Source organism: Bartonella sp. AP331QHHD (assembly GCF_042195905.1).
In the GTDB taxonomy this organism is placed as follows: domain Bacteria; phylum Pseudomonadota; class Alphaproteobacteria; order Rhizobiales; family Rhizobiaceae; genus Bartonella.
In genome coordinates this window covers 149666-171526 of record NZ_JBHIPG010000052.1, presented here as the reverse complement: position 1 = coordinate 171526, position 21861 = coordinate 149666, and the positions used below count along the sequence as shown (strand labels likewise).

Annotated in this window: 14 protein-coding genes, 1 tRNA gene and 1 pseudogene; 9 read left to right on the top strand and 7 right to left on the bottom strand. The window is 35.5% G+C overall.

The annotated features are described in order from the left end of the window. Positions 1 to 309 precede the first annotated feature (309 nt). The gene (locus tag ACFIMS_RS06305) at positions 310 to 1398 is read left to right on the top strand and encodes a site-specific DNA-methyltransferase (RefSeq protein WP_375613050.1); all 1089 of its coding nucleotides are present in this window, start codon (positions 310 to 312) and stop codon (positions 1396 to 1398) included. 755 nt (positions 1399 to 2153) lie between these two features. On the opposite strand, the gene mutY is transcribed toward ACFIMS_RS06305, so the two are convergent. Further along, the gene (mutY, locus tag ACFIMS_RS06300) at positions 2154 to 3212 is read right to left on the bottom strand and encodes an A/G-specific adenine glycosylase (protein ID WP_375620664.1); all 1059 of its coding nucleotides are present in this window, start codon (positions 3210 to 3212) and stop codon (positions 2154 to 2156) included. Between the two features lie 203 nt (positions 3213 to 3415). On the opposite strand from mutY, the gene ACFIMS_RS06295 reads away from it, so the two are divergent. From ACFIMS_RS06295 to ppdK, 3 genes are all read left to right on the top strand, one after another. Next, positions 3416 to 3916 (top strand): DUF721 domain-containing protein, encoded by a 501-nt coding sequence (locus ACFIMS_RS06295; RefSeq protein ID WP_375638055.1) that lies wholly within the window; start codon positions 3416 to 3418, stop codon positions 3914 to 3916. 82 nt (positions 3917 to 3998) lie between these two features. Beyond that, positions 3999 to 4655 (top strand): DsbA family protein, encoded by a 657-nt coding sequence (locus ACFIMS_RS06290; protein WP_375611143.1) that lies wholly within the window; start codon positions 3999 to 4001, stop codon positions 4653 to 4655. A gap of 174 nt (positions 4656 to 4829) precedes the next feature. Further along, positions 4830 to 7496, top strand: a complete 2667-nt coding sequence (gene ppdK / locus ACFIMS_RS06285) for a pyruvate, phosphate dikinase (protein WP_375613012.1) — start codon at positions 4830 to 4832, stop codon at positions 7494 to 7496. A gap of 1758 nt (positions 7497 to 9254) precedes the next feature. Here ppdK and ACFIMS_RS06280 read toward each other — a convergent pair. Continuing rightward, on the bottom strand, positions 9255 to 10088 hold the full coding sequence (locus ACFIMS_RS06280) for a peptidoglycan-binding domain-containing protein (protein ID WP_375696498.1): 834 nt from the start codon (positions 10086 to 10088) through the stop codon (positions 9255 to 9257). Between the two features lie 1050 nt (positions 10089 to 11138). On the opposite strand from ACFIMS_RS06280, the pseudogene ACFIMS_RS06275 reads away from it, so the two are divergent. Beyond that, positions 11139 to 11514, top strand: a pseudogene (locus ACFIMS_RS06275) (DUF5330 domain-containing protein). 108 nt (positions 11515 to 11622) lie between these two features. Next, a complete protein-coding gene (locus ACFIMS_RS06270) occupies positions 11623 to 12033 on the top strand; it encodes a SufE family protein (protein WP_375611146.1) in 411 nt (136 codons plus the stop codon). A 98-nt stretch (positions 12034 to 12131) separates the two neighbouring features. Here ACFIMS_RS06270 and ACFIMS_RS06265 read toward each other — a convergent pair whose 3' ends face one another. Then, a complete protein-coding gene (locus ACFIMS_RS06265; protein ID WP_012754848.1) occupies positions 12132 to 12569 on the bottom strand; it encodes a MucR family transcriptional regulator in 438 nt (145 codons plus the stop codon). Between the two features lie 855 nt (positions 12570 to 13424). On the opposite strand from ACFIMS_RS06265, the gene ACFIMS_RS06260 reads away from it, so the two are divergent. Further along, positions 13425 to 15518, top strand: coding sequence for a S9 family peptidase (locus ACFIMS_RS06260; protein WP_375638056.1), 2094 nt, complete (start codon positions 13425 to 13427; stop codon positions 15516 to 15518). A gap of 82 nt (positions 15519 to 15600) precedes the next feature. Here ACFIMS_RS06260 and ACFIMS_RS06255 read toward each other — a convergent pair whose 3' ends face one another. Continuing rightward, complete coding sequence (locus ACFIMS_RS06255) at positions 15601 to 16203, bottom strand: superoxide dismutase (RefSeq protein ID WP_375668539.1); 603 nt, start codon at positions 16201 to 16203, stop codon at positions 15601 to 15603. Positions 16204 to 17032: 829 nt separating this feature from the next. On the opposite strand from ACFIMS_RS06255, the gene ACFIMS_RS06250 reads away from it, so the two are divergent. Continuing rightward, a tRNA-Gln gene (locus ACFIMS_RS06250) sits at positions 17033 to 17107 on the top strand. A 232-nt stretch (positions 17108 to 17339) separates the two neighbouring features. Here ACFIMS_RS06250 and ACFIMS_RS06245 read toward each other — a convergent pair. The 3 genes from ACFIMS_RS06245 to ACFIMS_RS06235 are packed head-to-tail and all read right to left on the bottom strand — an operon-like array spanning position 17340 to position 20786. Then, positions 17340 to 17804 carry a toxin-activating lysine-acyltransferase gene (locus ACFIMS_RS06245; RefSeq protein ID WP_375619328.1) on the bottom strand — a complete coding sequence of 155 codons (465 nt, stop codon included), beginning with the start codon at positions 17802 to 17804 and terminating at the stop codon, positions 17340 to 17342. Next, a complete protein-coding gene (locus ACFIMS_RS06240; RefSeq protein WP_375619329.1) occupies positions 17804 to 19129 on the bottom strand; it encodes an HlyD family type I secretion periplasmic adaptor subunit in 1326 nt (441 codons plus the stop codon). The genes ACFIMS_RS06245 and ACFIMS_RS06240 overlap by 1 nt, the downstream gene beginning before the upstream one ends. Then, complete coding sequence (locus ACFIMS_RS06235; protein ID WP_375675038.1) at positions 19119 to 20786, bottom strand: peptidase domain-containing ABC transporter; 1668 nt, start codon at positions 20784 to 20786, stop codon at positions 19119 to 19121. Before ACFIMS_RS06235 ends, ACFIMS_RS06240 begins: the two co-directional genes overlap by 11 nt. A gap of 253 nt (positions 20787 to 21039) precedes the next feature. On the opposite strand from ACFIMS_RS06235, the gene ACFIMS_RS06230 reads away from it, so the two are divergent. Continuing rightward, positions 21040 to 21363, top strand: coding sequence for a hypothetical protein (locus tag ACFIMS_RS06230; RefSeq protein WP_375696497.1), 324 nt, complete (start codon positions 21040 to 21042; stop codon positions 21361 to 21363). Positions 21364 to 21861 lie beyond the last annotated feature (498 nt).

Sequence of the window (21861 nt, the reverse complement as noted above, 5' to 3'; positions counted from 1 at the left end):
TCTTATTTCATAAAAATACGCTTTGAAAATGATTCTTAATTCTTTTACGAAATAAAAGATATGGGAACAGTACATTGAAAAAAAAATTAAGGTTTCATTCATATGAAAGTTTTTTTTACTAAAAAAACAAAAACAATCATCAATTTTGTAGAACTTTAACGATACGTTTACGCTATTTTGTAAATATAGATGGGTAATGCGGGCCTATAAACTATTTTGGTTGATTATAGGGCAAATTCAGTTAATTTTGTTGGGTTTTTCATGACAGTTATTCAGCTTCAAAAAGATTTCCTTCGTACTCCCTCACAAATGCCATGGCGCAATAAAATTTTTAAAGGAGATTGTGTTTCCGTTTTAGAAAAACTTCCAAAACATTCTGTTGATATGATTTTTGCGGATCCACCCTATAATTTGCAATTGGATGGAGCTTTATACCGTCCAGATCATTCGCTTGTTGATGCGGTTGATGATGCATGGGATCAGTTTGAGAGTTTTGCTGCTTATGATGCTTTTACTCGTGCATGGTTGCTTGCTTGTCGTCGTGTATTAAAACCCAACGGAACACTTTGGGTTATCGGATCTTACCATAATATTTTTCGGGTTGGGACGGCATTACAAGATTTAGGTTTTTGGATGCTTAATGATATTATTTGGCGCAAGAATAATCCGATGCCTAATTTTCGAGGGCGCCGTTTTCAAAATGCTCATGAGACGCTTATTTGGGCCGTGCGAGATCAAAAAGATAAAAAGTACACATTTAATTATGATGCCTTAAAAGCGGCAAATGAAGATCTACAAATGCGTTCAGATTGGCTTTTCCCTCTCTGCACTGGAGCTGAACGTTTAAAGGATGATTCGGGGCGTAAATTACATCCAACACAAAAACCGCAAGCGTTATTAGCGCGTATTATTATGGCTTCTAGTAAACCTGGTGATGTTATTCTCGATCCGTTTTTTGGTTCGGGAACAACAGGTGCTGTTGCCAAGCTTTTAGGGCGTGATTTTGTTGGGATTGAACGCGAGCAAGATTACATCGATGCAGCATGTGAGAGAATTGCGGCGGTTCAACCTTTAGCGCAACCAGAACTAGCGATTTTGGATAGAAAAAAAGCAGAACCGCGCGTAGCATTCAACAGTTTGCTTGAAGCAGGTTTACTCTATCCTGGAGAAGTTCTGTATGATCGTAAGAAGCAAGTATCTGCTATTGTAAGAGCTGATGGTACGATTATGCATGGTGGTGAAGCGGGCTCAATTCACGCAATGGGAAGAAAGGCTCAAGATTCGCAGAGTTGTAATGGTTGGACCTTTTGGTATTATGAGGAAAATGGACGGTTGAAGTCCATAGATCATTTAAGAATGATCATACGTTCACAAATGTTAAAAACGGGTGTTTTATGAACTAAGCTGATCGCTTCATTCTATTGACCACCAATATACCTGATCTTGATTGAGATGGACGTGAGGGTGTTTTAGTCTTTCTTAGATGTTTTTTATTGACACACTAAATCTCGCTTGTAAGCGACAAGCGAGTATTTTATGCTTCTTTTAGAAGAAATTAAAATGAGAAATTTTCAATCTATGTTCTCATTTTAGTTCCAAAACAGTAAAATTTCAATATAAGCTTATAAAAATGAAATATCAGAATTAAAAGGTTCATTCAGAAGTTCAAAATTAAGTGCTTTTTTGAATACGTACATCTGTAAAGTGCATATAATATATTGATTATAAAGATAATTTAGCGCAACTCATATCGAATTGCCCTCGGAATATCGTCAAGTTTTCTTATTTCAAATTTGTTCCATATTGAATCGATGAAAATTACTTTCTTGCATGTCATAAACGGGGGTGGCGTGTGAATAAAAATTGTTAACGAAAGAACTAAAAGTACCTCTTATAATCCGTTTCACGTACCAAGGGATGTTGAGGGGGCTGGTAAATATAACGATGGTGCTAACTTGCTCCGTCATAAGCGAAAAAAGGATAGATCCTGAAATTTAAATCTAAAGCTTCTAAGCGTTTCTATCGCTCCTTAATTTTTGTCTGTAGAAAAAATTGGTTATTTCATTTTTTAAAATTTTTCTTTTACAGATTAATAAATGATCGCTAGAGATACAAAAGTCTCCATTAGAAAACATTTTTATGAATAGGGAAGGTTATTTAAATCTAAAAGAATTGGGAAGTGCTACGGAAATGGCTTTTTTCATAACAGTAGGTAATGCTTCTTCGGCAAGATGTTGAATGTTACACCACCAACCATTTTCACAATTCATTTCATGAACATCTTCGGTATAGTAAACATCAAGTTTTAGAGAAAAGTGAGTAAAAACATGCGTAATTTGTCCTTTGAATTGCCAATTGGCAGTAAAGGGTGCGTTTTGTAGCCCATTTTCGTTGTTTATGCCAATATTGTTAGGAATTTGGGTCATTCCACCAAGGAGCTTTTGCGTCTGTCGTTTTTCCAAATAAATTTGTTTCTTTTTATTAAGGACCACAAAAGCAATACCTGTTTTTGAAGGGCGTTCTTTTTTAGGGGCTTTAACTGGAAAAGACTCCGGTTGTTGCATCTTTTCTGCTTTGCATAAACATTGAAGAGGGCAGGTATAACAAGATGGTTTGCGTGGAGTACAAATTGTTGCTCCCAAATCCATCATTGCTTGAGCAAAGTCACCAGGACGATTTAAAGCAGTAATTTTTTGTGTTTTTTCTTTAATTTCAACTTTTGCTTTTTGCAATATTGAAGTGATAGCAAAAAGTCGCGCTACCACACGTTCGACATTACCATCAACCACTGCTACAGGGTGGTTAAAAGCAATCGCAGCAATGGCTGCGGCAGTATAATCTCCAATACCGGCTAGAGTTCGCAATTCTTTTACAGATTGTGGAAATTGTCCCGCGTAGTTTTCAACAAGCTGTCGCGCACATTTTTTAAGATTACGTGCGCGTGAATAATAACCAAGTCCAGCCCATGCTTTCATGATATCATCTTGGGAGGCTTTTGCTAAAGAGGAAAGATCAGGCCATAGTTTTAGAAACTTTTTAAAATAAGGCTTAACTGTTTCAACGGTTGTTTGTTGAAGCATGATTTCAGAAAGCCAAACTTGATAAGGATCAGGACGGATACCTTGTTTTTGCTTTTCGGGGGTAATCCGCCATGGAAGATGTCTGTGATTTTGATCGTACCAAGCAAGGAGGTGCGAAGAAATTTCATACATGATTGCTTTCAAGCATAGGGAGATATAAAATGCAAAAGAAAAAATTATTTATTTTGTAATTCATGTTTTTTGCTCTTTTATTGTCAAGGCTCTGGTGAGAAAAGGCTTTTTATTTTGTTGATATTTCATAAATTGAGGAGGCAAAAATTTTTAGATGAAACAAATGATTTTAATTTAGTAAGCGGTTGAACAATGATCTAAAAATGAGAAAACAACTTAAAAAACGTATCTTTTATTCTCTTTCTGAGGCGGTATACAAAATACTTGATCCAGTTTTACGCAAACGGACAGGGCTTAATGTAGCGCTTATAGAACATTGGCCACAGATTGCGGGCTATGATATCAGTGAACATACAATGCCGCTTAAAATTATTTGGAAACGTCGTGCAGATCAAGATGAAGTTTTTCAGCCAGCAACACTTGTTGTCGCATGTGAAGGATTTGCTGCGTTAAAATTGATGCATGAAACAGAGGAATTACTTCATAGAATTAACGGATTTTTTGGCTATATTGCTATTGATCGCATCAAGATTGAGCAAAGGAGTATGTCGGTTTTTATGAATCACTTGCCTCTAAAACCGCCTTTGAGTGAACAAGACAAAAAATGCGTGGAAAAAATGCTTGAAGGAATTGAAGATAAAAGTTTGCACCAAGCACTTTATCAACTTGGCTGTTGCATTTTTTTGGAAAAAAATAATAAATAGAAAGATATTTTATATATTTTTCTTTAATATATGAGAAAGCATTGGATTCCTATTCGTTAATAACAACAGAAAAGTATTATTTATGGTAAAATATCGTTCTTTTTTATCTTTCGGGATAATTTTTCTCTTCATAACGATTGTACAAAACAGTGTAACAGTTGCTTTAGCGCGTGATCCCAAATCAGTGGCAACTGTTGATATGGCAGAGCTTCTCCAATCGGGTAAAGTAAAGGATCGCTTTGAGGGAGAGGCGGATGCACCAGTCGTCATTGTTGAGTATGCTTCGTTGACATGTACCCATTGTGCGCATTTTTATAATGATATACTTCCCCAAATTCGTAAAAAATATATCAAAACAGGAAAAGTAAAACTTATTTTCCGAGAATATGCTTTTGATCCTCGGGCAACAGCAGGTTTTATGTTGGCACGGTGTGCACCGGAAGATCGCTATTTTCCTTTGATAGAAGTTTTATTTCAAAAACAAAATGAATGGGCTTTCGGAAAAAATGCTCTAACACCATTGAAGAAAATTGGCTTAATGGCTGGTTTTACAGATGAAAGTTTTACTGCGTGTTTGAAAAATCAGTCCATTTTAGATGAAGTAAATGCATCTTTTGAACGCGGTAAAGAGCTTGGTGTCACAGCAACACCTACTTTCTTTATTAATGGTAGTAAATATGAAGGTGCCATGAAAGTAGAAGAATTTTTTTCGGTGATTGATAGTTTTCTAAAAAACTGAATCTTAATCTTCCAGAAGATGGATAGTGATACTTTTGGTCATTATCTCTTTTGGAAGGATTAATATTATGCATTTATGAAGCGATATCGTTGAGCCAATTTTGAATCAAATCATTGCTTTTAAGTGAGCCTGGGTTGAATGATGTTTTGAAGCTGATATGGGAGGATTTGTACAGTGAAAAAATGGGTTTATAGTTTTGGAGATGGAAAGGCAGAAGGAAGTGCAAGTGAGCGTAACCTTCTCGGAGGTAAAGGGGCTAATTTGGCAGAAATGAGTAATCTTGGTTTGCCCGTACCACCCGGATTTACGCTGACAACAGAAGTTTGTAATTTTTATTATGCCCATGACAAATCATATCCAGAAGAGCTACAGGAATCTGTTAAGCAAGCACTAAGATACGTTGCTGAACAAACAGGACGTGAATTTGGGAATGAACAAAGACCACTTTTGCTGTCTGTTCGTTCAGGGGCTAGGGCTTCTATGCCAGGGATGATGGATACAGTGCTGAACCTTGGCATGAATGATAAAACTGTAAAAGCAATTGCTTTACAAGCCAATAATGAACGTTTTGCTTATGATAGTTATCGGCGTTTTATCCAAATGTATTCTAACGTTGTTTTGGGGCTAGACCATTCGTATTTTGAAGAGATTCTTGATGAAGTAAAAGCATGCAATGGTTACACTATTGATACAGAAATGACAGCAGATGATTGGAAGAATGTTATTATTTCTTATAAAGCCTATGTTGAAGAAAAATTAGGAACCCCTTTTCCACAAGATCCTGAACAACAGTTATGGGGGGCAATTGGAGCCGTTTTTTCAAGTTGGATGACAGCACGTGCAGTTACTTATCGCCGTTTACATAGCATTCCTGAAAGTTGGGGAACGGCAGTTAATGTGCAAGCTATGGTTTTTGGTAACATGGGAGAAGATTCGGCAACAGGTGTTGCTTTTACACGCAATCCATCGACAGGGAAAAAAGAACTTTATGGTGAATTTTTAGTTAATGCGCAAGGGGAAGATGTTGTGGCGGGCATTCGAACGCCTCAAAATATTACAGAAAGTGCGCGTATTGTTGCTGGTTCAAATAGACCGTCGTTAGAAAAAATTATGCCTGAGGCTTTTTTGAAATTATGTCAGATTGCGCAGAAGCTTGAGCAGCATTATCGGGATATGCAAGATCTCGAATTTACCATTGAAAAAGGTAAATTATGGATGCTTCAGACTCGTTCAGGAAAACGCACGGCTCGTGCGGCTCTCAAGACGGCAATTGAAATGGTTGAGGAGGGGTTAATAAACCGTGAAGAGGCTGTGATGCGTATTGATGCAAAGTCGCTGGACCAACTTTTGCATCCAACACTTGATCCTAAAGCAGAACGTTTTGTTATAGGACGTGGTTTACCTGCTTCTCCTGGAGCCGCAACTGGTGAAATTGTTTTTACTTCAGAAGAGGCAGAAACTGTGTCGGCGGAAGGTCGCAAAGTTATTTTGGTCCGTGTAGAAACAAGCCCAGAAGATATTCATGGTATGCATGCTGCAGAAGGAATTTTAACAACGCGTGGCGGTATGACAAGTCACGCTGCTGTTGTTGCGCGGGGGATGGGAAAACCATGTATTTCTGGTGCTGGCAGTGTGCGGATTGATTATAACACAAATACGTTGTTTGCCTCAGGAGAAAGCTTAAAAAAAGGTGATGTTATCACAATTGATGGTGGAAGTGGAGAAATTTTCAAAGGGAAAGTTGCAATGTTGCAGCCTCAGCTTTGCGGAGACTTTGCAAAATTAATGGAATGGGCTGATGGGATGCGACGTATAAGAGTTCGCGCTAATGCTGATACACCATCTGATGCCCGTATGGGGCGCTCTTTTGGGGCTGAAGGTATAGGTCTTTGCCGTACGGAGCACATGTTTTTTTCTGATGAACGTATCGTTGCCATGCGTGAAATGATTTTAAGTCATGATGAAAGTGGTCGTCGTAAAGCACTAGATAAGCTGTTGCCAATGCAGCGTTCAGATTTTAGTGAATTATTTGAAATTATGTGTGGTTTACCTGTTACTATCCGCTTGCTAGATCCACCATTACATGAATTTTTGCCTAAAACGAAAGCAGAAATTCTTGATGTTGCAACAGCTATGGGTGTTTCTGCTGAAGTGCTTGCTGAACGCACTCAGCAGTTGCACGAATTTAATCCTATGCTTGGATTACGAGGATGCCGTTTAGCTATTACTTATCCTGAAATTGCAGAAATGCAAGCGCGGGCGATTTTTGAAGCAGCAGCAGAAGCTGCCCAAAAATCTGGATCTCCTGTTATGCTTGAAATTATGGTGCCACTGGTTGCACTAAAATCTGAACTCGATTTTGTGAAAGCGCGTATTGATCAGGTTGCTGAGGAAGTGATGAAAGAAAAGGGAAGCACTATTCAATATATGGTTGGGACGATGATTGAACTTCCAAGAGCGGCGCTTCGAGCAGATGAAATTGCTGAAACTGCTGAATTTTTTTCATTTGGAACAAACGATTTGACACAAACTACTTTTGGGATTTCCCGTGATGATGCAGCTCCTTTTTTGGCAACCTATTTTCAAAAAGGTCTTTTAGAGCAAGATCCTTTTGTGTCTATTGACCGTGATGGAGTAGGGGAACTTATTACCATTGCTGCACAGCGTGGACGCTCAAAGCGTGCAAAAATAAAATTGGGAATTTGCGGTGAACATGGAGGCGATCCTGCCTCTATTGCTTTATGCGAAGAAAATAACCTGGATTATGTTTCGTGTTCTCCTTTTCGAGTGCCAATTGCTCGTTTAGCAGCAGCTCAGGCCGCAATAGCAAAAAGGATGTAATGGGTTAATATTTTTTGTTGTATCGTTATTACTGAAATAAATTTTTATATATTCTTTTATTTTCTTTAATAAAGGGAATAAAAATGCTTCTAAAATGCACGATAAGTTGTGTTACGCGAGAAAGTGTTTTTTTAGAGGTTTATGAGAGAAAATATAAAGCACAGGATAGACAAAGATGTATTATTAATGCACTTTTTATTGGCGAACCTCTTGATAGAGAGAAACGTGTTATTGTGCAGTCAATTTACGCGTTTGCTTTTTTATAGGGGAATGAGCTCCTCACGCAAAATAGAATGCTCCAAACAAATGCATTTTTTTTGCGCATCATGCTGTTTGAGATAGACATTTCTCAATGGATGCCCCATTTTACATTGATATTCGTGGAATGGGGATTATGTAAAACTCCCCGTAAGTTTATAAAAATCTTCCCAAAATTTATAAACTCCATTATGCACTCCCATCTTTACATTTATAAAGGAATATCAAAGTTACACAATCTATTGATTTATAAAGATAATTTTTTATTTCTCATGTTGAATGAAAGCTGTAAATATCATAAGATCTTCTTATTTCGACTTCTTTTATAATGAATCAATCAAAACCATGTTTTTTGTATGTTACAGGCGGGATGAGCGTCTGTAGATAAAAAAATAAAGCAAGGATATGCCTCTTATGAAACGTCTCAAGTGTCAAGAGCTGTCACAAATTGAAGGTAGGTACAGTGTGTAATGGTGCCGGCTTGCTTCTTGACAAAAAGCGTAAAGATGATGCGCGGCGCGTGCAGTGGGACTACTATTATTATTCATGGGCGTTGTTGCGAAGTGGTTTTAGGTGCTTTAGAGATGTTTTTTAAGAAAGCCCGTGAATGGCAATCCAAGTATATTCCGTTTGGGACATTTTGTTTTAGGTGAGGGGGAGTGAGACCAAAAAGACATGTGATAAAGTAAGAGCATGAGGCAATAGGTAATTTCCGTTATTTTAAAGATATTGCTTTAGATGTCTTTGAAAGGCGTAAAGCTGAATTAAAAGGAAATGACAAAGATGAAAACTGGTTTTTACCTTAACTTTTCATATTTTTCCCAAATTAGGCTGTTTTCCTGTTTTAAGAGATTATACAAACAGAGATGCGTAATATTCTTGCCTCCATTTGGCATATAAAAGCTATAACAGCTGAGAGAAGTACTAAACTGTCTTAACATTTTTTTCAAACATACTGCTGCGGTAAGTTTGGATGTTGATTTATAGGCAATACTAAACGCACACGCTCTCTTAAGAAGACAATGTCATAAAACACATAACTTTCCAGCAATAGATTAGAGAGAAGTGCCGGTTTTTATCAGACACTTTGCAAAACAACAACCATAACACAATTAGCTTTACGTCTATTCATCCTTACAGGTGTTTGCACAAATTCTTTGCATCATATTTATAAAGATCAAATTGACGATAATATATGGACAATTCGTGGTTCGATAATATGAAAGGTTTACATGATACTACAAAAATTTCGTGTCCTTTTATCATCAGAGGCAATAAAAATGCTAGAATAAGCGCGTTTGCTATTTTGCAATATTCTTTTTTCTGCAATCGGTTGTGGTTTTTTTGAAGAAAATTATACGGCTCAATATGTAATGTGTAAGAAAACCATTCTGATTGATTGAAAATAAGAGGGCTTGAGATGAAGGAATGTTTGAGGGGAGCATTAAACAAACGAAAGATGAATTATCATTATAAATTAAGAGATTATTATGATTAGCTTCAATTTAATAAACCAATTTCACGCATTTTCATTAAAATTGTGTGATTAATTTTACCTGTTACAGGAAGATCAAATATTTTTTGAAACTGTTTTAAGGCTTCTATCGTCTTTTGATCTTCTATTCCTGTGACAATAACCTCCTCATTCCCAAAAATATGTAAAGCTTTTTGCACTTGTATAATATCTTCAACAGAAGGCTCTAAAATAGCTTCTTTTAAGTGTGTCATATTTTTTGTATTGTTTGTTTCTATTTCGCTTTGCTTAATTAATATCGCGATTCCATCTGCTGCGGGATTAGATAGAACATTCTTTTGCATTCTCTGAGCAGTTTGCTGTTTCCATAAAGTGATGGCTCGGCGTGTTTTAGGTCCTTCCAGTCCATCTAATGGTCCATCATAAAGTCCTAATTTTGCTAGTTCTTTTTGCTTTTCCAGCATGCTTGCTGATTGAGAGGGTAAAGGTGAATTTGTGTGCTTATGACTTTGAGAATGTACAGAAGTTACACGGGAGAGTTCTTGTGATTTTTCTTCTTTTTCCGATAAAGTAGAGCTCTTACCTATACTTTGAACAGAGGAAAATTTCATTTGAGTTAAAATATTTTGATGCGTTGTCATTTGCGAAAATAAAGCATTAAATGAAATAAATAAAAAACTAATGCTAAAAAGAAAAGATCCAACAAAAAATAAAGTATTTTTTCGTGTATAGAAATAAAGAGTTTTTGCACTCCAAAAAATAAAATGAAAAATTATAAGAAGAAGTGTTATAACAATACTACTATAGTATTTACGGTGTTTTACAGTTTTTTTTCGGTAGGTCTTTCGTTTTGTTGCCATTACTTTTATTTTCAGTTGCGTTTATTTTTTACAAAGAAACAAATATAAATTAGGAAACGAATATGAATCAGTTTTTACTTCCAGCCAGAGAGAAGTGCATTGACATTATTGATTTTTCCTTTCAAACTCCTAAAATGAGCGGCTTCATTATATCAATTTATAAGTTGATAAATCAACAAGAGTTCTTATCAACGTTTATTCATTTTATTTTATACAAATCTTTAATGTGTATAAAGAGAGCACCAAATGATTAGCATTCAAGATCATTTTGGTGTTTGCAAACTGCATTATCACATATAATTATCTAAACAATAATGCCACGTTATTCTTCATTTTGGGGCATATGTTTGCCTATTATTTAAAATAAAATTGAAAATATTTGCCTATAACGCTAAAAAGATGACAATCATTATCTATTCTTTATAATTTACATATAGATGGTTACTTATCCATAAACGGTTTGGTAATAATAATTATCTCTTAATATTATTATATTTTGGTATAAATTCCTTCTATTAAATAATTTTCATAAGTATTAATTAAATTGATATTTACAATGTTATAGAAAAAACTGGCTTGAGATGTAATCATAAGAGATGCAGTTATTTTTTGATGTTTTTATTGACAGGTTGACTATTTTCATAACATTCCAGTAAAAATTTTATAGATAATATAAATATTTTATCGACACTAGAGTCAGAATAACAGAGTTTACTCTTTTTAGCTTTTTCAACTAAGCTAAGATGGTGGACTATTATTTAAAATAATTATGTACACAACACGATTATCTCTCTCATTTTTTATCATAGTATGTTCATTAACATGACCAGCTTGTAAGTGTATAATTTTGATGTTAATTTTTTACTGAATAGACAATGTATCCCATTTTATACAGCGGAATTGTGCCATATTTATAAAAAAGCCAATGATATAGATCCAATACATGAATACTCAATTTTATAAAAAGCACATTTTATAAATTGTTTATAAAGCAACAGTGTATAAAATGCTTCTTTTATTGTATTTACCACTGCGGTACATTGATTGTCCATGATACGTTTTTTAATCAAATTATCATTTTTTTTATTTTTTATTTTTGTCATTATTTCATTTTTTGTAGCAGATCCAAGCAGTAACCATTCTTCTAGCCCCCAAAATAATGAGACAACAACGAGCGATGTGATTGTTGCTTTTAAGGAAGCCTTAAATGACTTAGGCGCATTTTGTGACCGTAATATAAAAACCTGCAAAGTAGGAAAATCCTTTTTAAGTTCACTTGGTGAGCGCGCATATTACGGTGCAAGAGCTGCTTATGAATATTTAGGGAACATATTAGGAAACAAAAATGATATCAGAGACTTCCCCTAATGTTTCTTACAAAATCGAAATACAAGAGTTCTTACAAAACCATGCAATGTTATCTTGAAATAAGGATTTTTAACGTTCTTCGTGTTATTTATGTTAGGAAGAATAAATATTTATTTTTTATAAGTGTATTCAAGAATGATTATTCAAACGAAACAGGACTAAAATAATGGCGGAAACAATCGGTAATATTATAGAGAACTTTTCGCTTTTGGATAATTGGGAAGATCGTTATCGTTATGTCATCGAGCTTGGCTATGAATTGCCACCTTTTCCAGAAAGCGCTCGAAACGATGCTCACAAAGTTCCTGGTTGTGTTAGCCAAGTGTGGCTTCTATCTTCACGTAATAACTCAAAAGATCCAATATTGACGTTTCAAGGTGATTCCGATGCTCATATTGTGCGTGGACTCATTTACATACTTCTTGCTTTTTATTCAGGCAAAAAAGCTTCTGAAATTCGCAATTCTGATGCTCAAGAGCTCTTTGAAAAACTTGGTTTAAATGAAAATCTTACACCACAACGATCAAATGGTTTGAAATCAATGATTAAACGGATTCGTAACGAAAGCTATATGTAATCCCCTTGGTAGAAATTGCTATATATACAAAAGCTTCACACAAAACATGTATACTAAAATCAACTTTATGCACGAAACCATTTTTTCGCAAAATAAGATTATTTAGTTTTTTTCCGTTTGCTTTTGCGTCCAAGCCCCATTTCTTTGGCCAAAGCCGATCGTGTTTTTGCATAATTAGGCGCCACCATAGGGTAAGAACTATCTAACTGCCATTTTTCACGATATTCCTCTGGCAACATTCCATAATGTGTCATGAGATGACGCTTTAGAGATTTAAACTTCTTTCCATCTTCAAGGCAAATGAGATAATCAGGAAATACTGAACGCTTCGGATTAACGGCAGGCCTTTGTTTTTCAACTTCGACTTCTGTTAACTCTAGATTCCCTGCTTTACGAAAAGCAGCATGGACATCAGCAATTAAACTTGGCACTTCAGTCGGTCGAATAGAATTATTACTCACGTAGGCAGCAACAATATCAGCAACCAATGTAATAACTAAATTGCTTTCAGTCTCTAAGACTGCACGATGTTCCATTCTTGTTTCCTTTAATTTAAAATTGAGTAATTCAAAATCGAGATATAGTGCATATACTCATGATATAAAGATCTCATGCACATGAGTTTCATATTGTACAAAAATCTTTTTTGTCAATTCAATTATTCTATAAAATTGCCAAAACACAAAAAAATCAAATAAATACCTATTTTTTGTCATAATATACAATAAGAAAAACGAAATTATTACATGCTAAAATATATTTTTACCCTATAACATATCATACATAATATATAATACATCACAAATATAAAAAAATATATGATAAAATTTATTTATTTTTTTTGAGAACGTAAAAATAAAATTACTAATTATAAAAATATAATATATAAATTATTATATTTTGTTTTGAATACTTATAGTTTAGTAAGTTTATGTTTAATAAGTTTTAAATTTGTTTTTATTATTTATATTTATAAAATTTAATAATAAAAAACATGATATATTATAAATATGACATAATAGTATTATTTATAATATAAAACTATTCATTAAAAGGAGATAGGACATTTTTATTTTTTATACAGTAATAATAATATTTTAGATATATTTATTCCTTTCTGTAAAATTATGCGATTATACTGTTTCAAAAAAAATCAATTCTTTTTCTAATAGTTTAATTGTTTTACCAGTCACTTTCATTATAAAAGTGGTGTTATATCCCTAGAAAACAATAGCTGTGATATGTAATGAACAGAAAGGTATTAGTTTTAAAAATTATCATGGTGCTATTTTTGCAAGTGAATAGAACTTATAGGTTTTTACACTTGCATCAATCATTGTGATTCTAACATATAAACGAAGCTATTAACATATTTTAATATAGGATTGTGTATGACTCGCACTTTTGCAATTCCTCCCAAAGCATCTAGAATCACTCATAAGGAAATATATCATGGTATTTTTCGTGATGATCCCTATCATTGGCTACGTGCGTCTAACTGGCAAGATGTTTTTAAAGATCCTAACTGTCTTGATCCCAATATTCGACATTATCTTGAAAAAGAAAATGCTTATCAATCAGCTCAAATGGCTGATACAAAACCATTACGAGATTTGCTTTTTACCGAAATGAAAAACAGGATCCAAGAGAATGATAGTTCTGTTCCTATAAAACATGGCCCTTTTGCTTACGGATTCTCTTATGTTACCGGAGGCCAACAACCACATTATTTTCGGACACCAAGGAATGGCGGAGAAAAAAACGTGTACCTTAATGGTGATGTCTTGGCAGAAGGCAAAGAATATTTTAAATTTGGTTCAGTTCAAGAATCTCCTGACCATACACATGTGGTATGGACCTATGATGACAAAGGATCAGAGTTCTATACAGCTAAAATTCGTAATTTTGAGACATTATCTGACTGTACGGACATAATTACTGATACATCTGGTCAAATTGTATGGGATGCTAGGTCTGAAGGTTTTTTCTATACTAAGATGGATAAAAACCACCGACCTTCAGAGCTCTATTATCACCAATTAAACACAGATCAATCACAAGATAAGCTTATTTTTCGTGAAGACAATCCAGGTTTTTTCTTAGATGTAAGCGGTTCTAAGCTTAATGATGTTATTTATATTAATATTCATGATCATGAAACATCCGAGATCTGGTTAATTCCTGCTGAGGCGCCTTTTACTGTTCCCCAATGTGTACGGAAACGACAAAAAGGTATTGAATATTTACTTACAGAGGGTGGTGATGTCTTTTATATTCTAACCAATTTAGATAATGCAAAAGATTTCAAAATTATGGTAGCGCCATATACATCTCCACAATCAGAAAATTGGTCTGAGTTTATCCCACATCAGCTTGGGTGCCTAATATTATCCCATGATGCTTATCAAGATTTTCTTGTCTGGATCGAACGTTTTGAGGGGCTTCCACGTATAAAAGTAATGGAACGTACCACTAAACAAGTTAATTCCATCGCTTTTACTGAAGAGGCTTATTCTTTAGGTCTGCAAGGAGTTGCAGAATATAACAGTCCAACTATTCGTTTTTCCTATTCGTCTATGACAACACCTGATCAAGTGTTTGATTATGAGATGAAAAATTGTAAACGAATGCTTTTAAAAACGCAAATAATTCCCTCTGGGCATAATAAAGATGCATATGTAACACGACGTATTACAGCAATAGCAGACGATGGTGAGAAGATTCCTATTTCACTTTTTTACCACAAAAACACTCCCCTTGATGGTGGTGCGCCTTGTCTGCTTTACGGTTATGGTGCTTATGGGATTTCTATTCCTGCCAGTTTCAATAGTAATGTACTTTCTCTAGTGAACAGAGGTTTTATTTATGCCATTGCTCATATTCGCGGAGGAAAAGAAAAGGGAGTAGAATGGTATGAGAAAGGAAAGCATCTCTTTAAGCACAATACATTTACAGATTTTATTGCTTGTGGGCGTTATCTTGTAAACAATAAATTTACTTCTCACGACCGGCTGATTGCTCATGGTGGTTCAGCAGGGGGGATGTTGATGGGAGCCATTGCCAATATAGCTCCACAGGATTTTGCTGGGATCGTAGCAAATGTGCCTTTTGTTGATGTCTTAGCGACAATGTTAGATGCTTCATTGCCACTCACTCCTCCAGAATGGGCCGAATGGGGGAATCCTCTTGAATCAGAAGAAGATTATAAGCTTATTGCTTCCTATTCCCCTTACGATAATGTCAAAGCTCAAAACTATCCCCCTATACTTGTGATGGCAGGATTAACAGATCCTCGTGTAACTTACTGGGAGCCTGCAAAATGGGTGGCAAAATTACGAGACCTAAAAACAGACGATAATGCAATTTTATTACGTATTAATATGGATTCAGGGCACGCTGGTGCAGCTGGACGTTTTTCAAAGCTAGAAGAAGTTGCCTATATCTATGCATATATTCTAAAGATAGCAGGAAAAGACTTTTGCTAATCCATAATATCTCTGTATGAAAGTCTCCGATAATTTATTGGATTATAGAGACTTTCATACACTAAAAAATTATTGAGACAGTTTAAAATTCACATTCTTCATAAAGTTTCAAAACATAGTCCCAATTAATTAAATGGTCTACAAAGGATTCGAGGTACTTCGGTCGAGCATTGCGATAATCAATGTAATAGGAATGTTCCCACACATCGACACCCAAAATAGGGTGAGCATTGTGCACTAAGGGATTTTCACCATTAGGTGTTTTCATAATTTCAAGCTTGCCATCTTTAACAGCAACCCACGCCCATCCAGCACCAAATTGGGCACCAGCAGCAGCAATAAAATCAGCGCGGAATTTATCGTAACCACCTAGATCAGCGTCAATAGCTTTTGCTAACTTTTCAGGAAGTTTTTGACCACCACCATCTTTTTTCATCCAAAGCCAAAAATGGTTATGATTGTAATACTGTGCTGCATTATTAAACAAACCAATATTTTTTCCAAAACTTTTTTTAACAATATCTTCAAGGCTTTCATTTTCTAAGCCTAACTCTTTCACAAAATTATTGGTGTTGGTAAGATAAGCAAGGTGATGCTTATCATGATGATATTCAAGCGTTTCGCGTGACATATAAGGCGAAAGGGCATCGTAATCATAAGGCAACGGGGGCAATTCAAAAGCCATTTAAAAATCTCCTCGATTCTAATTGTTAAGCTTATTTCATAAGCCTAATTTGCCATTTACCGCATTTAAAAGCAAATGTTGAATACCTAGTTTGTATGAAATAGTTTTAATGTCTCTCTTTTTGTAAAAGAAGCTTTTAGGAAATGTATATTCATCAATCAAAAAGGGTATTGGTCTACATAAAGATTGCTTCTGAAGATTTTTTTACATCTATGAGTGGGTAATAAATATCATTATCTTTTGAATAAAAAGTAAATGGAAATAGCTATTATTCCTTGTTTTTGTAGCTCTATTTTTTCAAATACCATATAAAATGTTTTTAACAGAATATTAAGTGTTATTTTTTAGGAAATATTTTTCAATGTGCTTGATTTCATTTTATGGTGCTACCCATGAATAATATAATGTAAAAATTAGTGGACATTATCATCTTTATGCTTAATGCAAGAGCACAGCAGCACTATCATACACTTACCGGTTGCCAATGTGGTGACAGCTTTTTTCTTAAATTGAGAAAGATGGGATTTTAATATATCAAGAAAAGTAAATCATATGCAAATTTATTAGATACATGAGTAAACTGCAAGATTTTCATTTTCTGTTCCTAGAAAATCAATACAAAGAGCAAAATAATTGATGGATAAATGGTTCCTTCTTATGTTAAAATCACAACTGTATATCAGTTTCTGCTACGAATTTGTATCGATGGCAATGCCATACAAGACTCAGAAATTTTATGATAAAAAAGTAAAGTCTTTGATTTTCAGATATTGCGTCCAATCACAGGAATCGCTATAAGGTGCAGGAGTCGCTATAAAGCGTGTTTTTTTGGGGTATAGCCAAGCGGTAAGGCACCGGTTTTTGGTACCGGCATTCCCTGGTTCGAATCCAGGTACCCCAGCCAGTTCCGGTAAAATGTTAATAAAAGTTCGGCTTGAGAGTGGATCAATCCCCTTAACCTCTGTGTTGCTATTCATAGCAAGTCTGGTAAGTTGAGAAACACTTATTTATAGTGGGTTAGCTCTAAATATGGTAAGGTTTTCTTTTACTATAGCTATCGCTTAAAGAGCTCTTTTAAAAGATTCTTTTCTACAAGACGAGGGGGAAATGATTTATGCGCACTTGCTTTAGAAAAACTATTTGACTGGATTTTTTGCTCTATAGCAACACCAGCGGGTGATTTTCCGTATTCCACCATCTTCATTACGCCGAACAGCGTAGCAATAATGCTGATTAGGAAACACATGCCGCTGCATGTCACGTACCATACCAGCAGCATGTCCATAGGGTGCCACACAATCAATAAACCACATATATTCTCCGCCTTGCCAATTCGCATCGGACAAAAGCTCTCCCTTTTCAAGCATAGATTGATGATTTTTTTCATCTAAAAAAGCCCAAGTGATAAAGGCACAAAATTCTCCACGTTCATTTTTATAGAGTTTATATTGCCCAGTCTGTAAAGCTGGTCCTAAATTTCGTTCGATATCCCAGATTCGCCAGCGGCGGTATAAGGGAGATGTAAGCATTAAAACAACCATAGCTCCTAACGCTGTAAGAGGATCTATGAGTGATGGTGATGGATTTTCATTTACAGACATTATCTTTCCTTTAGAGATTGTTCTAAAATTTTGGTGATAGGTTCAAAGAAATAAGAAATGAGACGCCGTTTTGAGGTAATGACATCCGTTGTCACAGTCATGCCAGGGATAAATTTAAGTTGTTTGTTATTCAAAGTGATGTGATCTTGGTCAATTTTGATTAAAACAGCGTAGACACCATTAATTTCTTTATCATAGCGTGCTGTAGCGCCTACATTAACGACTGTACCGTGGATAACACCGAAACGTTCAGGCGGAAAGGCAGAAAACTTGATGTAAGCGCGTTGGCCCTTTTCTAAAAAGCCGATATCGCTGTTATCAAAAAACGCTTCGACAATGAGTCCGCCGGCACCAGGGACAATGCGCATGAGAGTTTTACCAGCCTCTACAAAGCCGCCCAAAGTATGGATACTTAAATCATCGATACGTCCATCAACAGGTGCATAAAGTGATAAGTGGTCAAGATGGTATTGAGTGCTATCAAGCTTTGCTTTTAATCCTTGAAGATTCAGTTCTGTTTCACGCGAAAGTTGCCGATAGCGGGCGATTTCATCGGAAATGAGACTTTTCCGTTGTTGGCGGAGGGTGTTTATTTCGGCGGCATTTTCTTCCAAACGTCTTTGATTGGTTAAAATTTCATGCTCGACATTTTTAAAGTCATGTAAACGCTCTAAATAAACTGCTTGGCTAATGACTTTTGTTTCCATTAGGCTTTTTGCAGCCTTTAATTTCCCTTGGCTTAATTGACGATCATCTTCCAACCTATCTAATTGCGCATGTTGTGTTGCACCGCTGCGCTCGACGCGGTCCGCCTGTGCTTTTAGCGCTCTTAATTTATCTTGGAGAGATTGAAGGGTAGCGCTAATGAGTTTTTCCCCTTCTATTCTTGCAGTCGTGTTGCCAGAAGGAGGAACTGGCAGATAGGCAAGCCCTTTGGTCACAAAATCTTTATCCAAAGGATCACTTTCATGTAAAGCTGTTAAAATAGCTGTTGCGATTTGTGCTTGAAGAGTTTGTTGCGCGATATCTGCTTGAACACGTGCGCACTCATTGAGGGCTTCACGAGGATCTAATTGAATAAGGAGATCGCCTTGATGAACAAATTGCCCTTCTTTTACAAGAATTTTCTCAATGCGTCCTGTATTTTGCGCTTGGACCAGCTGAACGTAAGCGGTGGGAATAACACTTCCTTGCCCCCGTGCAACAATCTCTGTTTTTGCGATAAAGCTGCCGATCACAATAAAGAGAAATAAGGTGACCAAAACAGCAACAACCATATGAAGCGTTGGTGACAAAGGGCGCAAATAGGGAGCTTTATCTGCCATTTTTTGCCTCCAAATCAGTAAAGTTTAAGACGGTTGCATGCCGAGGAAAGAGGTCACTTTTGTGGGTAATAACAAGAACAATACGATCTTGTGAAAGTTTATATAAATGCTCAACAATTTGTGCACTGACAGCGTCATCCAATGCGGAAGTAGGTTCATCCAAAATAAGCAGGCTTGGGTTTATCAGAAAGAAACAAGCCAAAGCCAAGCGTTGGCGCTGACCACCTGATAAAAAACCACCTTGCTCTCCTACTTGAGTATTGAGTCCTAAAGGCAACTGAGCAATCAAATCATGGCAAGCACTAACATATAGTGCAGCGTCGATTTCATCTTTAGTGGCATCTGGTTTAGCAAGAAGCATATTCTCAAGAATAGTTCCGGAAAAAAGGCAAGGATTTTGAGGAAAATACGCGATTGTTTTACGCACGCTACGGACATCAAAATTCTGTAAAGGTTGGGCGTTAATCAATATCTTTCCGCTTGTTGGGGGGGAGAGTCCACAAAGGAGCTTCGCCAAGGTTGTTTTTCCGCACCCTGAAGGACCAAGTAACATAATTGGTTGCCCAGGTTGTAAACAGACATTAAGATGATTGATAATGGACTTATCTCCATAAGAAAAACAGAGATCGTTGGCTTCAAGATGAGGAGGAGCGCTGAGTTGAAGAGGCGGCTTTTCTTCTTCCCATTCTGAAGGGGAGTTAAGAATATCGCCCAAACGAAGACGAGAGATTTTCAAATGCTGCCATTCTTCCCATAGGGATGCAAGGCTTAAGATAGGACCAGAAACATTTCCAGCGAGGAGATGAAAGGCAATAAGTTGTCCTAGTGTAATCTGGTTTTGAAGAACTGCCTGAGCACCAAAAAAGATAATAAAAATAGTGAAAAGATCACCAAAAATATGGCTCATGGCTCCATTGAGAAGATGCAATTTACTGGTTGTAAGGCTTTGATCTAAACTACGGGCTAAAGTTTCTTGCATGCGTATTGTATGAGCTGGCTCCTTTACATGCGCTTTTATGGCTTCAAGATTGGTAAAACTTTCAATGAGGCGCGATTGATGGGCGGCTTGCAGAGTGAAAGCACGGCGTAATTGGCGGCGCAAGAAGGGACCGACTAGCGCTAAAGAACCCATTTGTAAAGGTAAAATGATAAGGACAATAAAGGTCAGTTTCGGACTAATGGAAAAGAGTGCCGCAAGATAAATGATTGCGAACAGAACATTTAGAACAGTTGTGGCGATGGTTCCTGTTAGAAACCCGCGAATTGTATCAACCTCTCCGATTCGCGTGAATAGTTCTCCCACTTGCCAAGTGCGTAAGACAGGCAAGGAAAGACTTAACAGATGGCTGTAAATGCGCCGCCCAAATTCTAGTGTAAGCCGATTGGCTAAATAAGCTCCTAAGTAGCCTGATAGAGTGCTAAGAGCCGTGCTAAACAGCATGATAGCAACCATCAAGACAACGATAGCATAGAGACTTTCAATACGCTGAAAAGGGAGAATACGGTCGATAATCGCTTGAAAAATAAAAGGATTCACCAAGCCCAGCAAACGCAAAACAACAGCAACGCAACTAAGTTCGATGACATAATAGATATATTTCTTTGTTGTTCTTGTAAACCAAGAGAATGATACTAGTTTTTCTTGTGAATGACTCATTTGAATTTATGATTTTGTTTAAGAGAAAGAGCGATTGATGTCGCATATTTAAACAGTATTGTAAATAGTATTATATTTATACAATAAATACATTTTATATTATATAATATAAACATAATGTATTTATTATTTAAACAGTATTTTTATTGTTATTTATACAAATTATATTTGACATTTGCTAAAATGAATAATAATGAAATTCTAACTGTATCGTTGTGATACAGTTATTTTAATAATATTAAGGAGAATTTTTATGTTTAGTTGGCTTAGTGGTTGGTCTCATAGTTTGTCTAATGCTTGGTCTGGTATTTCATCAATTAATTTTTCAAGCAGTGGATCACGACCTGGGTGTACTGTTGGAGATTATCTCTCTACAGCAAATTCATACGGAGTGGTGGGAAGAGATGTAGGACAAACTGGTGGAGTATTTGTAGGCGGTATAGCCGGAGGTTTTTCATCAGGCCCATTGGGTATAGCTTTCGGTGCAGGAACCGGTGCAGGAATCGGTGCAGGTCTTGGCTATGGGGTAGGAGTAGGTATAGGTTTAAATGCTCAGTATAACGCGTGCTATTATTAATTATAATATTTTAATAAGTTTTTAAATTGTTAATGATGTTGTAGATATATTTTAGTGAATATATCTACAAACATTTGTAACTAAAATATATTATTAGTAATAATTTAAATTATAATTATATTAAGTTGGAAATTTGTACATTATGTATATTTTAAATATTATTAATGAATTATTTTTATTAGCTTGCTTTTTAAGTATATTTATATATTTATTTGAATTGTATTATAAATCTAAGGGATGTAATGAAAAAAATATTAAAATAAAATCATTAATAAGAATAATTTCATTTTTTATATTATTCTTTATACTATTTTCCCTAGTTCAAGTTTTATATTAATATAATTTAATTAATATTTATTTATTTTATATAATTTTAAGTGGAATTTATTATGGGTGATATTTTATTTAATATTAAAAATGCATTACTTGCAACAAATATATTTCTATTTTTAAGCATATTTTCCTCTAAATTAAAATTTCCTACTTGGAAAAAGTCTA